We start from the raw sequence: 12673 nt of genomic DNA, 5'->3' as shown, positions 1-12673 counted from the left end.
GCGGTCGTCGGCGAGCGCCACGAGCGGGCGCCACGACCTTCGCGGGGATCTCCGAATACGCCGCGCCTCGTCGACGAACAGCGTCGCGCCGACGCGGGGCCAGGCAGACGCATTGCGAGCGGCCTGAGCCGGAGGCGCACGCGCCACCGCTTGACCCGCTGCGGCCGTGCGGTTCAGTATCGCTGGTTCATGAGGCCTCTCCGCGCACACGCCCTCCTCCCCGTCCTCCTGGCCGTTGCGTGCGACGGCGGACAACCTGGCCCTTCGGCCATGCCCGTAGAGACAGCCAAGCCGGCGCCGGCCGCCCCGACGGGTCCGGCCGCCGCGGCCGATCCCGCGCTGTTCGCCAGCAAGGACGGCCTGGTCGCCGCGCCGCGGCCGGCCGGCGACGGCTGGGAGTGCGTCGAGCAGACCGCGACCGAGCCGGGGCAGGAGGCGACGCTGATCAAGTGCCGCTACACCGACCGGACCCGGTTCTTCTTCCTGCTGGCCAAGGATTACGTGGTCCCGCCCGACCAGGTCCGCAGCGCCGAGCAGCTGGCGACCGACGTGTTCCCGGCCACCTACCAGCAGCTGTTCCAGAAGTTCGAGGTCGTCGAGTCGAAGCCGACCACCCGCGCCGGCGGCCCCGGTCACGAGCTGCGGATCTCGGCCGTGCACGCCAGCATGGGCGAGATCCGCAAGCGTGAGCTGGTCCAGACCGCCGGCAACCACGTGTTCGTCGTCAGCGCCGAGGGCCTGCCCGCCGTGTTCGACGCCGAGGCGAGCGCGATCGAGGCGTGGTTCGCCGGCGCGCGGTTCAAGAACCAGCAGTGAGCGCGGCGGGCGTCGCCGACCTGGCCTCGGGGCCAGGTCGACGGTGCGACGACCCCGGGCGCGCGCAGCCGCTCACGATATTGGCAGTCATGTTTCGCGCGCAGTTCGAAGTCCGTCCACGAGCGATCGCCTGGGCGCGGATTCGAGGGGCGCGGCGCCGACGCGCGACCGGGCCTTGATCGGCCCCGCGGGCGCTGCGGCCCTCACAGCCGGGCGGGGAGGGCGGCGCGCTGCGGCGAGCGCTCGCAGATTTGCCAGCCCCGCTGGCGTGGATGCGACTGGCACAGGGGAGGGTCTTGAGTACGGTTCACGCCTTCAGGACGCTTTCCCATGAGATCGATCGCATTGTTGGCACCGCTGTTCCTCCTCTCTTTCGCCCACGGCTGCGACGGCCCGGGCGGGACCCCCGTGACGCCGCCGGCGGAGTGGACCTGCGACGCCGCGCGCTACGACGACGGCGACGCCTGCGACTGCGGCTGCGGCGTGCCCGATCCGGACTGCGACGGCGGCGGCGCGGCGGAGCCGGGCACCGGCGTCGACAACCCCGTCTGCGACGTCTGCGTCGACGGCGAGGGCGAGGCGCAGGCGTGCGTCAGCGTGACCGCGGCGCTCGAGGCGGCCGGCTTCATCGTCAGCCCGGCCGGCACCAGCGACGACGGCGCCGAGCTCTACGACCTCACGCTCCTGCAGCAGAACGATCACCAGGACCCGAACGCGGGCACCCACGAGCAGCACCTCACGCTCATCCATCGCGGCTTCGGCCTGCCGATGAACCTGATCTCCACGGGCTACAGCAACTACCTCGGGTTCGCCGAGGACGAGCTGACCACGCTCGTGAAGGGCAACCAGTTGGTCCTCGACAAGCGGTTCCACAACGGCAACGGCGACGACTACGCTCACTTCACGCGCAAGCAGGTCGCGGACGACGCCCACGACGTGGTGGTCCGCCTGCGCGACCACTACACCGGCCCGTGGCTCGGCTCGGGCTTCAGCAACGGCGGCGTCGACATGGTCAGCTTCCGCCGGCACTACCCCGACGACGTCGCGGTCACCGTCGCTTTCGGCGCGCCGTTCAAGGGGCCCGAGGACGCCCGCTTCCTGGCGTTCTTCGACACCGTCGACGCCGCGTGCCAGGACCGCCTCGAGGCCATCCAGCGGGCCGCGCTCGGCAGCCAGCGCGCGGCCGTCGAGCCCGTCGTGCTGGCCTCGGCCGCGGACGAGTTGGGCGACACCTTCACGCGCGTCGAGCCGGCGCGGGCCTTCGAGGCCGCCGCGCTGTCGTACCCGTGGCTGTTCTGGCAGTACTACGGCACCCCTGACGACTGCGCCGAGCTGCCCGACCCGGCGACCGCGACCGCGGAGGAGCTGAGCTCGGCGTTCTACGGCGTCACCAGCATCTTCGGCGCCTACCCGATGTCCGACGCCTACCTGGCGTTCTTCGGCGCCTACTTCTACGAGGCGCAGCAGAGCAGCGGCTGGCCGGCCCTGCCGCGCGAGGCGCTGGTCGCCGAGGGCCTCATCCCCGCCGACCTCGTCGACATGGAGCGCGGGCTGGTGCCCGAGGGCGTGGCCGTGCCGACGTTCGACGCCGCCGAGAACAGCGCGCTGGCGGAGTTCGCCCGCCTCGGCGAGGGCGTCGCCTTCGTCTACTCCGAGCAGGACCCGTGGGCGGCCGGCGCGGTCACCCCGGAGGCGACCAGCGGCAACGTGCGCTTCGACGTCACCGACGGCAACCACGTCGCCACCTTCTCGTCGCTGTCGGAGGCCGACCGCGCCGCGCTGTCCGTCTTCCTCGAGACCAACCTCGGCGTCGAGATCGACTGAGCGCAATCCGGCGGGCGGCTCGACGACGCGCTGCAGGTGTCGTCGAGCCGCGGCTCAATCCGCGAGTCGCAGCGGCACATCTTCGACGCGATAGCTCGCGGAGAACAACTGGCGCCTGCGCTCGCGCAGCAGCAGCGGGCGGGCGAGCGCCCGATCGGCGCGCAGCGGGACATCGAGCCGGTAGATCACCGTGGCGGTGCTGCTCGCCGCCAGCTCCCGGACCTCGCGTCCGGCGATCGTGACTCGCTCGACGAGCAGCCCGACCTCGCGGCCCCCGGCGAGCACCAGGCGTGGATACGCGGGGATCAGCTGCGAATTGCTCGTAGGATTGGCGATGTCGACGGTGAGCCGACACGCGGTTTGGGCGCTCGACGCGGCCTCGCAGCGATAGTCGGTGGCGGCGAGCTGCAGCTCGCCGAGGCGGCCGGCGTGGGAGCGGCGGGCCCGGCGCGCGACCTCGGGCGCGGCGGCCCGCTCGAAGCAGAGCTGCGCACCCAGCAAGCGGCCGGTCCGCTCGCGCACCTCCGGGGCGTCCCAGCCGCGCAGCGACGCCGCCCGCTCCAGCGCCGCGCGCAGGTCCGTCATGCCGCTGCCCGCGAGGCCGAAGTCCCAGTCGTCGGGATCGAGCCGCGGCGCCCACCGCTGCAGGCGCGCGTCGAGCTGCATCAGCGCGTCGACGTAGGCCGACTGGGCCGCGAGGGCGTCGAGGTGTTCGCAGCGGACATCGACGGTGCCGCGCCACATCGTCCCGCTGGTGCCGGTGAGCGCGGCCCCCGAACGGTACGGCAGGGTGAATGTGATGAGCGGATCGTCGGTGGCCGAGCTGCCGCCCCACTGCACGTCACGATCGACCACCGCCATCCGCAGCGCGTCACCCGGCGCGAACTCGGTCACGCTGTCGAGCACGAACATCTGCGGCACGCCGTCCGGCCCGAGCACCCGCTGCGGCGGCGTCTTGCCGGGGACCTCGTAGACCGTCGTGAGCTCGACCGCGGTCAGCGGATCGGCGGCGAACAGGCCGCGCCGACGACCAGCGTCGTAGGTCAGCCGGCACAGCAGCGGGGTGCTGGCGCCGGCGCTGGCGGGCCACAGCGCCTCGTAGCGGAACGACGGATCGAGCGGATAGACGCGCGACTGGCCGACGACCCACGGGGGGGCGGCGGCGTGGTTGCGCGCGGCCCGGTCACGCAATTCGCTGTCGTCGGGCGGGCCGGCGTAGCCGAGCGCGTCGGCCCGGTCGGCCTCGGCAGCCGGGTCACAGGCGCGGTGCGCCGCCTCGAAGCGCGCGCTGGCGCAGCCGGAGACGAGCGCCGCGAGCAGGCCCAGCGCCGCGGGTAGCCGGGCCGAGGTGGGCACGCACGGCGGGGCAGCGGAGATCGAGCACGGCGCGGTCGAGGGGCTCGAGCTCGCTGGAGGCCGCGTGAGCGTCAGGTCGGGGAGCTCGAGGATCATGCAGCCGGAACACGTGTATGCGAATCGCGACGGGGACGGCAAGGCCGGCGCGTGGGCGCGCTTGCGGACGGCGTGAAGGCGCCGGGCCATCGTCACCCTCCGCCGCCGGGTGCCGCATGGGGCATGACGCTATGTCCCATGCGGCGAGGGCAGGGACGCATCGGGGCGCCGCGGAAGAACACTGAAGAAATCGCGGGCACGCTGATTGCTGCAGGGACAGCCATCATGCGTGTTCCATCGTTCATCACCGCTTCGTTCTCCATGCTCGTCACCCTGACCACCGGCTGCGGCCTCGGAGGCTGGCACCCCGAAGCTTGCAACCAGTGCGAGATCGGTACGTACGCCTACCCCGTCTGCGACTGCGACGACAGCTCGCAGGCCGACAATCCGACGCCGTGCGACCCGGGCGGGTGTGCCGGCGCCTGTATCGGGTCTCATGACTGGGATGCCGAGGCCGTCTACTGTCCTGGGCCCACCAGCGGGCCCAGCTACTGCGAGCGCTGGGATCCGGCCGACGACATCACCGTGGTCAGCTCGGTCCACGAGGTCGACGCGGGCCTGGTCTCCGAGCTGATGCTCGACCCGACGCCGCTGTGGGAGTGCGACTCCGCGGTCTTCACCTACAGCAGCACGGTCGGGTTCCAGGTCGCCAACGCGGCCGCCGGCGACACCCTCTACGAGCTGGGCCTGCGCAACGGTGACGTGATGGTCGCGCTGAACGGGTACTCGCTGGGGAGCGAATACGAGGTGTGGCTGGCGATCATCGCCCTGTGGTACGTCGTCGGGGAGACGGACTATGCCCTCGAGATCGAGCGCAGCGCCGCGAGCGTGACCCTCACGTACGACGTCCTCGTCTCGTGATCGCGGGGCCGGCCCTCGCGCCCCCGGAATCCTCGCATCCATGCGAGTCATGATTGCATGATTGCGAACCCCGGGCCGCGCTGCACGCGAGGCCCGATCGGGGCCCGATCGAGGCACGTTTCACGCCTGGCGCACGGGACAGGTCCCGGCGGCCTCCGGCGCGCTTCGGCATCACGACGCCGCGGCCGCGTGCCATCCTGCGCGCCATGCTTCGACTCCTCACCCTCTGTTCGTTCGCCCTGCTGGTCGCCTGCGACGGCGGCTCTCCGCCGGCCGCCGACAAGCCCGCCGACAAGCCGGCGGCCAAGCCCGCCGACTCGGAGAAGCCGCAGCCCAAGGACCGCAGCCAGGCCGCGCTCACCACCACCAAGGAGACGATGGCCGGCGTGGCGTTCAGCATCGACCTCCCGGCCGACCTCAAGCGCGACGTGAACGACCGCGACAAGTACGTCAACTGGACCTTCGCCGACGGTAACCCCTTCATCGAGCCCTCGATCACCGCCAAGGTCGTCGAGCCGATGATGCTGCCGCGCGACCTCGAGGCGTTCGCCCGCAGCCTGGTCTCGCCCGGCAACGACAAGCCGCCGCTGGTGGTGGCCCGCAAGGAGGAGCTGCCGGACGGCGGCATGATCGGCGTGTCCGAGCGCAGCGACGGCCAGTTCTTCAAGGTCGAGGCGATCCATCGCGCGGGCGACAAGGCGGTGCGCTGCACGGTGATCCAGCGCACCGGCACGGGCAGGCCGGACGACAAGCCGATCCCGAGCTTCGCGGCCACGCGCGCGTGGGCCGAGAAGATCTGCGGCTCGGTCAAGCTCGAGTGAGCGCCGCCCGCGACCGCATCCGCGGACCCGCGGCTCGCACGGCGGGGCTGCAGGACGAAGAACCGCCAAGAATGCCCAAGGCCGGGGCGGGGTCCAGGCTATGCTCGGGGCATGGCGTCGCGGGCCGAGCCTGTCTCCGTATCATTGCCGGGGCTGCGAGCGACGCGGGTGGCCAACGACGCGCCGTTCGTGGGCATGAAGGAGACCTTCATGATCAGCAGGTTCGAGGCCGGCCGCTCGGAGTTCTGGGCGCATGGCCGCGCGTGGCGAGGCGCCCCCGGCTCGGTCGTCGTGTTCGCGCCCGGCGACGTGCACCGCGACCTCAAGCGCGACGGGCCGGTGACGTATCAACTCATCGGCTTCTCGACGCCGCACATCGAGGCGCTGGCGGTGCAGTCGTGCCTGGCGGTGGATGATCGGCGCGGGCTGCCGTTTCAGCGGCTCCACGACGCCGTGGCGGCAGGCGCCGATCGCTTCACGCTCGAGTGTGCGCTGGCCGAGGCGATCGACGCGATGCGGGCGATCGAGGAGTCGCGGTTCGAGCCGACGCGGCCGGTGCGGCGCGCGTTGGGGCTGCTGCGCGAGCGCGCGAGCGAGGCCGTGACGCTGGACGAGCTGGCGGAGTATGCCGGCCTCGACAAGTTTCACCTGTGCCGGGCGTTCCGGGCCCAGGTCGGGATGCCGCCGCACGCTTACCTGACGCAGCTGCGGATCGCGCGAGCCAAGCAGCTGCTGGCGGCCGGCGCGAAGCCGAAAGACATCGCGCCGCAGGTGGGGCTCTACGATCAGAGCCAGCTCAATCGGCACTTTCGTCGGATCGTCGGCATGACGCCGGGCCAGTTTTCCGCCAAGAACCGCCAAGCCGCGGCGGTCGCCGGTCGGTAGCTTGCCAGGCATGAAGATCTTCGTCACGGGCGCCTCCGGCTTCGTCGGCAGCGCCGTCGTCAATGAACTGATCGGGGCCGGTCACGCGGTGATCGGCCTCGCGCGCTCCGAAGCCGCCGCGAAGGCGATCACCGAGGCCGGCGCGCGGCCGCATCGCGGCGCGCTCGAGGACCACGAGAGCCTGGCGCGCGCGGCCGCGGACGCCGACGGCGTCATTCACCTGGCGTTCATCCACGACTTCACCCGCTACGCGGCGTCGGTCGCGGTCGACGTGCGGGCGATCGAGGCGCTCGGCGAGGCGCTGGCGGGCTCGGGCCGGCCGCTGGTGGTGACGTCGGGGGTGCTGGGCGCGGCGGGGGGCGTGGTCGCCACCGAGGACATGCCGGACGGCTCGGCGTTTCCCCGCCGCTCGGAGGCCGCGGCGCTGCCGTTCGGGGCCCGCGACGTGCGGGTGTCGATCGTGCGCCTGCCGCCGACGGTGCACGGCGCCGGCGATCACGGCTTCGTGCCCGAGCTGATCCGCGTCGCGCGCGAGACGGGCGTGGCGGGCTTCGTGGGCGACGGCGCCAACCGCTGGCCCGCGGTCCATCGGCTCGACGCGGCGCGAGCGTTCCGGCTCGCGGTCGAGAAGGCGCCGGCGGGGACGCGGGTGCACGCGGTCGCCGAGGTCGGGGTCCCGACGCGAGAGATCGCGGCGGTCATCGGCAAGCGCCTGGGCCTGCCGGTGAAGGCGATGCCGGTCGAGCATTTCGGATGGATCGGCCCCATGTTCGCGCGCGACGCCCCGACCGCGAGCGAGGCGACGCAGAAGCTGCTGGGCTGGCAGCCGACCGAGCAGGGCCTGCTCGCCGATCTCGAAAGCGCAGCCTACTTCGATCGCTGACGCCCGCGAATCACTCGAACACCAGCTCGACGGCGGTCTGGGCCGGGTAGTCGAGCGCGGCGGTGGCGAGGGCCTCGGCGCCGCTGGCGAACGCGAACATGAGCTCGCAGCTGCCCTCGGGGCCAGGTTCGCAGGTGCACGTGTCGCACTCGGTGGCCGTGTCGAAGGCGCGCGCGCTCACGGTGTAGGCGCCGTCGGGGGCCTGATCGGCGGCGAGGCAGCTCGGTGAGCAGTCTTCCGCGGGGCACTCGGCCGGCAGCTCGGCCTCGACCCAGCGCTGGCCGCTCCACTGCAGCGGCCAGGTGCCGCCGGGCTCGAGCTGGATGACGCTGCCGAGCCCGCAGCCGGCCGGGCAGCCGCAGTTGCCGGCCAGCGCGGTCTCGCAGCTGAATTCGCAGTCGCTCCGGTTGACGTCGACCGCGACGTCGTCGGCGTCGCGCAGCTCGATCGGGAGGACGCGGGTGCATTCCTCCTGGAGGTTGACGAACAGGCGGGTCGCGCCGGCGTTGTGCAGCGTGATCTGCACGGCGGGGCCGAATTCGACGAGCGAGGGATCGACGCAAGCTGCCGGCTCACCGGTGGTGGGCGCGTCGGTGGTCGAGCTCTCGCCGAGGGTGCTGCCGGTGCCGGGCGGTTCGGTGGTGGTCGAGCTGCCGCCGACGCTTTCGGTCTCGCCGCCCTTTTCGCCGCAGGCGGCCAGCAGGAGGCTCAGGAGTAAGAAATTCGCGCGAAGACAAGGCATGTCCGCAGCTTACCCGGTTCCTCGGGCTGGAGCTCGTTCGCACATGTCCGATCGGTCATCTTCTTCGTTCACGCCTCGCTCGCCGGCAGCAGCCCGATCGCGCGCATCAGCGCGATCGCGTTGCTGCGGCCGACCAGGCCCGGGCGCATCGTGTAATCGAAGACCAGCTTGCCCTCGACCACCTCGTCGGCGAAGTGCACGTTGCGGGCGCGCTCGCCGAGGTCGGCGATCGCCTCGGCGAGGGCCAGGTCGTGGGTCGTGCACAGACCGATCGCACCCTCCTCGACCAGCGCGCGCAGCACCGCCTCGGCGCCGATCTTGCGGTCGTGCGAGTTGGTGCCGTGGAAGATCTCGTCGAGCAGGAACAGCAGCGGTGGGTCGCCCGCGCGGGCCAGGTCGCGCAGCTGCAGCAAGCGTCGCAGCTCGCTGTAAAAGCGCGAGCTCGCGTTCTGCAGCGAGTCCTCGATCCGCAGGGTCGCGCCGATCTGCAGCGGGCTCAGCGTCATCGACCGGGCCGACACCGGCGCGCCGGCCAGCGCCAGCACCACGTTGACCCCGAGCGTGCGCATCAGCGTGCTCTTGCCCGACATGTTCGAGCCGCTGACCATCAGCACGCGCAGCGGCGAGCCGAGCGTCACCGAGTTGGGCACCGAGGCGCGCAGCAGCGGGTGGCGCAGCGCCTCGCCCTCGACGCGCGGGCCTTCGCCCGTCACCGTCGGCATCGGGTCGCCCGGGCGCTCGTACGCGTAGGTCGCCAGCGACGCCAGCGCCTCGAGCTGACCGAGCGCGGCCAGCCAGCGTGCGATCGCCGGGCCATGGGTCTGACGCCAGCGCTCGACCGTCAGCGCCCCGTGCAGCTCCCACATCAACAAGAAGGCGATCGGCGCGAACAGGCCGCTCTTGCGCGCCTCGAGCCAGTCGACCGCGCGCGCCAGCCCGGCGATCGCCGTCGAGGCCGTGACGGCGCCGGTGCGCTCCGTCGCCGCCGTGCCGGTGCGCAGGTCCGCCGCGAGCTCGGTCAGTCGCCGGCTGCCCGTGGTCGGCTCGCGCTCGACGCGAGCGAGCAGTTGCGCGATGACCTCGAGGTCGCGCCGCGGGCCCTCGACCGCGGTGACGATCGCCCCGGTGCTCGGCCTCAGCGTGCGCATCACCAGCGCCTCGAGCACGGCGACGATCAGCAGCGGCACGAAGCCGAGGTCGCCGGCGAACGCGAGCACCGCGGTGACGATCGCCGCCAGCCCCAGCGCGATGGCCAGCAGGCGCAGCCGCCCGAACCGCGCGGCGTCGATGCGCGGCGGCGCGGTGCCCCAGGCGACCAGGGCCTCGGGCGCGACCGCGGCCCGCACGTCGCCGCCGAGCAGCGCCAGATCCTCGCGCAGGTCGAGCCGCTCGCGCAGCGCCAGCACGGCCTCCTGACGCGCGAGGACCTCGTCGACGCCGGCCGGCTGCAGCAGCCAGCGCGCCAGCGTGGCCTCGCCGCCGCGCGTGCGCGCGGTGCACAGCAGGGCGAACAGCGAGCCGGGACCGAACAGGTCGAGGTCGGCGGCGTAGGGGTGCTCGGGCGGCACGAACTCGCGGTGCTGCACGCCCTCGCCGCGCCACGCGTCGTCGAGGCGCCGGAGCGCCCGCAGGTAGTGCTCGACGGCCAACTGGGCGCGGGCGCGGCGGCGGTAGGCGCCCTCGTGGACGACGACGAGGGCGACGAAGCCCAGCAGCGGCGCGAGAGCGGCGGCCAGCACCGCGGGCCGGTCGGCGAGGCCGAACCCGAGCAGCACGAGGAAGCCGAGGAAGACACCGAGCCGCCAGTCGGAGATCCGGCGGATCTGGCCGTCGACGACGGCGACCGCGGCCTGCCGCGCGGCGAGCCGGCGCTGGTACTCGCTGCGCGGGTCGGACACCCGCGGGATGATGCCGCACCCGCGGCGGATTACAACGAGAAGTCGTTCGCCGGCCGGCGAATGGCGAGCGGCGCCCCGGCGAGCCCGCCAGCCGCGCCGATCGCGGGCGCGGCGAAGGGCGAACCCAGGACCTGGCGAAACGGGCATGCTCTCTCGAGCATGGCGTATCGGACATGCTCGAAAGGGCATGTCCCATGAGTCATGGCACGATCGTCGTACGCTCGGCGGTCTCGGCTCGCCGGGCCATGGCCGACGGACGCGCGTGGCCGCTGCAAGCATTCGCGCTCCGTGGAGCTCGCCCGCGCAGCCCGGCGAACGCATCGCACGCGCCGCTCGCACGCCACCGGGCTCGCCCGCGCGAGGTTGTCGTCATCGTCACCCAGCCGCGGATCGGCGGGCCCCCGAAGGCCCTCCCGATCGCGCACGAGCGCGCCGTGACGAGCGGGACGGCGTCGATGTCGATGCGCGCGAGCAGCCTGCCTTCGCGGTGATGCGAGGGCCGCGTGAGGGTCGCGCGATCGCCACGCGCCTGGTGCTCGTGCGGTCGGCGTGATACCCCCGGAGGCATGATGAAGCGCGCCTCAGGTTGGATGTTTTCACTCGCGCTCGCGTGCGGCGGCGGCTCCGGCGAGACCACCACGGACACCGGGACCGGCACCGATCCGACCGGGACCGGCACCGACGCCACGAGCACCGACGCGACCGGCACCACGGTCGGCACCGACACCACCGAGGCGTCGACCTCGATCGCGCCGACGAGCACGAGCGACCCGACCTCCACCACCGACGCGACGACGACGAGCACGACCACCGACGCGAGCACCGAACCTGCCACCGACGGGACCACGACTACCACCACCGGCGCCGTCGACCCGCCGATGTCGCTCGACGACATCGTCGACGGCGAGCTCGAGCTGATCTCCGACGGGCATCAGTTCACCGAGGGCCCGATCTGGAGCCCCGAGGGCTTCCTGCTGTTCAGCGACATCCCGGCCAACACGATCTTCCGCTGGGCCGAGGGCGAGCAGGCGGCGCCGTTCATCAACCCGAGCGGCAACTCGAACGGCCTCGCGTTCGACCTCGAGGGGCGGCTCCTGGCGGCGGAGCACGGCGGGCGTCGGCTGTCGCGCCGGGTCGTCGGCGAGGCCAACGCCGAGACGGTGGCCGGCGAGTTCGAGGGCAACAGCCTCAACAGCCCCAACGACATCGCGGTCCGCTCCGACGGCACGATCTACTTCACCGACCCGCCCTACGGCATCCAGCCCAACCAGCAGGAGCTCGATTTCCAGGGCGTGTTCCGCGTCGACCCGCAGGGCCAGCTGTCGCTGATCGCCGACGACTTCGACCGCCCCAACGGCATCGCCCTGTCGCCCGACGAGACGCGGCTGTACGTCGCCGACACCAACGGCGAGCACGTGCGCGTGTTCGAGGTCCAGCCCGACGGCCAGGCGATGGGCGGCGAGGTGTTCATCGACCTGCAGAGCGATCTGCCGGGCAACCCCGACGGCATGGCGGTCGACAGCTTCGGCGACCTGTTCGTCAGCGGCGGCGGCGGCGTCCGCGTGGTCACGCCGGCGGGCCAGCTGCTCGGCACGATCGAGGTGCCGGAGCAGGTGACCAACTGCAAGTTCGGCGACCCCGACGGCAAGGCGCTGTTCATCACCGCCCAGGCCCGCGTGTACCGGATCCGCCTCAAGGTCGCCGGCGCGTGAGGCCATTGGCCGGCGGTGTCGCAGTCGGGGCGCCCGATTCTTGGCGCTCCGCGGCAGGTACCGCCGCGCTCGACAGAGTCATGCCATTGCCATGGACCGCGGTGTCGTGGCATTCGGGGGCGCGGGCGCGGGCTCAGACCTGCAGGGCGTCGATGCGCGCGACCAGGCCCGAGAGCCATGCGGGATGGGCGGCGTCCTCCCGCTCGTACGCGTCGCGGGCCCCCAGTTGCAGCGCCAGGTGGCGGTAGCCGACGGCCTGGGCGGCGGCGTGCAGGGCGTCGAGGTCGAGGTCCAGCTCGTACAGGGCGTCGAACTGGGTGGCCCAGAAGCCAGCCTCGGTGCGGGCCAGGTGTTCGGGGTGCGCCGGTGCCTCGATACTGAAGCGCAGGAATTCCAGGGCGTCGGTCGCGGCGCGTACGGCGAGCGCCTGGTCGTGCAGATCCCACAGCGGCACCAGCGGCGAGCCAGGCGGCGAGTGGGCGCCGCGGTAGAGATAGAAGGGCGGACCGCTCAGGCAGCGCGCCAGGGCCGGGTGCGGCGCTTGACCGGCCGCGAGGCGGAGCAGGGCCGGCGACAGGCCGAGGCGGCGCAGGGCGGGCAGGCGGTCGGGTTCGGCGATGACGGGCATGGCGAGGGACAGTCGCCCCGGACGATAAGCCCGGGAGCCGGGCGGGGGCGCGGCCGGCGACGAGAATCACGAGGGCCGTTCGGCGGTGGGGGAGATGCGTGAACTCGCCCATCGCAGTGTGGCCAAACATTGCTCGGACCGATTGCGTGGG

Annotated in this window: 11 protein-coding genes; 7 read left to right on the top strand and 4 right to left on the bottom strand. The window is 72.7% G+C overall.

The genetic code is table 11. From position 1 onward, the window contains the following. Positions 1 to 270 precede the first annotated feature (270 nt). Complete coding sequence (locus POL25_RS06445; RefSeq protein WP_272085013.1) at positions 271 to 816, top strand: hypothetical protein; 546 nt, start codon at positions 271 to 273, stop codon at positions 814 to 816. 330 nt (positions 817 to 1146) lie between these two features. After that, entirely contained in the window at positions 1147 to 2640 is a 1494-nt protein-coding gene (locus POL25_RS06440; RefSeq protein ID WP_272085012.1) for a serine protease, read from the top strand. A 54-nt stretch (positions 2641 to 2694) separates the two neighbouring features. Here the strand turns inward: POL25_RS06440 and POL25_RS06435 are convergent, their stop codons facing one another. Next, positions 2695 to 4092 (bottom strand): hypothetical protein, encoded by a 1398-nt coding sequence (locus POL25_RS06435; protein WP_272085011.1) that lies wholly within the window; start codon positions 4090 to 4092, stop codon positions 2695 to 2697. A 225-nt stretch (positions 4093 to 4317) separates the two neighbouring features. Between POL25_RS06435 and POL25_RS06430 the strand changes: the two genes are divergently transcribed. The 4 genes from POL25_RS06430 to POL25_RS06415 all read left to right on the top strand — a co-directional run bounded on the left by POL25_RS06430 (position 4318) and on the right by POL25_RS06415 (position 7542). After that, on the top strand, positions 4318 to 4953 hold the full coding sequence (locus tag POL25_RS06430) for a hypothetical protein (RefSeq protein WP_272085010.1): 636 nt from the start codon (positions 4318 to 4320) through the stop codon (positions 4951 to 4953). Between the two features lie 206 nt (positions 4954 to 5159). Further along, a complete protein-coding gene (locus tag POL25_RS06425) occupies positions 5160 to 5774 on the top strand; it encodes a hypothetical protein (RefSeq protein ID WP_272085009.1) in 615 nt (204 codons plus the stop codon). Positions 5775 to 5885: 111 nt separating this feature from the next. Continuing rightward, a complete protein-coding gene (locus POL25_RS06420) occupies positions 5886 to 6659 on the top strand; it encodes a helix-turn-helix domain-containing protein (RefSeq protein WP_272085008.1) in 774 nt (257 codons plus the stop codon). A 10-nt stretch (positions 6660 to 6669) separates the two neighbouring features. Then, on the top strand, positions 6670 to 7542 hold the full coding sequence (locus POL25_RS06415; RefSeq protein ID WP_272085007.1) for an SDR family oxidoreductase: 873 nt from the start codon (positions 6670 to 6672) through the stop codon (positions 7540 to 7542). A 10-nt stretch (positions 7543 to 7552) separates the two neighbouring features. Here POL25_RS06415 and POL25_RS06410 read toward each other — a convergent pair whose 3' ends face one another. Together POL25_RS06410 and POL25_RS44160 are read right to left on the bottom strand one after the other, a co-directional pair. Next, positions 7553 to 8284, bottom strand: coding sequence for a hypothetical protein (locus tag POL25_RS06410; RefSeq protein ID WP_272085006.1), 732 nt, complete (start codon positions 8282 to 8284; stop codon positions 7553 to 7555). Between the two features lie 68 nt (positions 8285 to 8352). Beyond that, positions 8353 to 10182 carry a MutS-related protein gene (locus POL25_RS44160; protein WP_272085005.1) on the bottom strand — a complete coding sequence of 610 codons (1830 nt, stop codon included), beginning with the start codon at positions 10180 to 10182 and terminating at the stop codon, positions 8353 to 8355. 566 nt (positions 10183 to 10748) lie between these two features. Between POL25_RS44160 and POL25_RS06400 the strand changes: the two genes are divergently transcribed. After that, positions 10749 to 11894, top strand: a complete 1146-nt coding sequence (locus tag POL25_RS06400) for an SMP-30/gluconolactonase/LRE family protein (protein WP_272085004.1) — start codon at positions 10749 to 10751, stop codon at positions 11892 to 11894. Positions 11895 to 12027: 133 nt separating this feature from the next. Here the strand turns inward: POL25_RS06400 and POL25_RS06395 are convergent, their stop codons facing one another. Next, positions 12028 to 12522 carry a hypothetical protein gene (locus POL25_RS06395; protein ID WP_272085003.1) on the bottom strand — a complete coding sequence of 165 codons (495 nt, stop codon included), beginning with the start codon at positions 12520 to 12522 and terminating at the stop codon, positions 12028 to 12030. Positions 12523 to 12673: the final 151 nt, after the last annotated feature.

It is taken from the genome of Nannocystis bainbridge, assembly GCF_028368995.1.
GTDB lineage: Bacteria > Myxococcota_A > Polyangia > Nannocystales > Nannocystaceae > Nannocystis > Nannocystis bainbridge.
This window is presented reverse-complemented; position numbering and strand designations above follow the sequence as displayed.

Excerpts from the sequence above, each read along its gene's own strand:
- POL25_RS06440 (WP_272085012.1), top strand. The coding sequence starts at position 1,147 with ATGAGATCGATCGCATTGTTGGCACCGCTGTTCCTCCTCTCTTTCGCC.
- POL25_RS06410 (WP_272085006.1), bottom strand. The coding sequence starts at position 8,284 with ATGCCTTGTCTTCGCGCGAATTTCTTACTCCTGAGCCTCCTGCTGGCC.
- POL25_RS06400 (WP_272085004.1), top strand. The coding sequence starts at position 10,749 with ATGATGAAGCGCGCCTCAGGTTGGATGTTTTCACTCGCGCTCGCGTGC.
- POL25_RS06445 (WP_272085013.1), top strand. The coding sequence starts at position 271 with ATGCCCGTAGAGACAGCCAAGCCGGCGCCGGCCGCCCCGACGGGTCCG.
- POL25_RS06420 (WP_272085008.1), top strand. The coding sequence starts at position 5,886 with ATGGCGTCGCGGGCCGAGCCTGTCTCCGTATCATTGCCGGGGCTGCGA.
- POL25_RS06430 (WP_272085010.1), top strand. The coding sequence starts at position 4,318 with ATGCGTGTTCCATCGTTCATCACCGCTTCGTTCTCCATGCTCGTCACC.
- POL25_RS06435 (WP_272085011.1), bottom strand. The coding sequence starts at position 4,092 with ATGATCCTCGAGCTCCCCGACCTGACGCTCACGCGGCCTCCAGCGAGC.
- POL25_RS06415 (WP_272085007.1), top strand. The coding sequence starts at position 6,670 with ATGAAGATCTTCGTCACGGGCGCCTCCGGCTTCGTCGGCAGCGCCGTC.
- POL25_RS06425 (WP_272085009.1), top strand. The coding sequence starts at position 5,160 with ATGCTTCGACTCCTCACCCTCTGTTCGTTCGCCCTGCTGGTCGCCTGC.
- POL25_RS06395 (WP_272085003.1), bottom strand. The coding sequence starts at position 12,522 with ATGCCCGTCATCGCCGAACCCGACCGCCTGCCCGCCCTGCGCCGCCTC.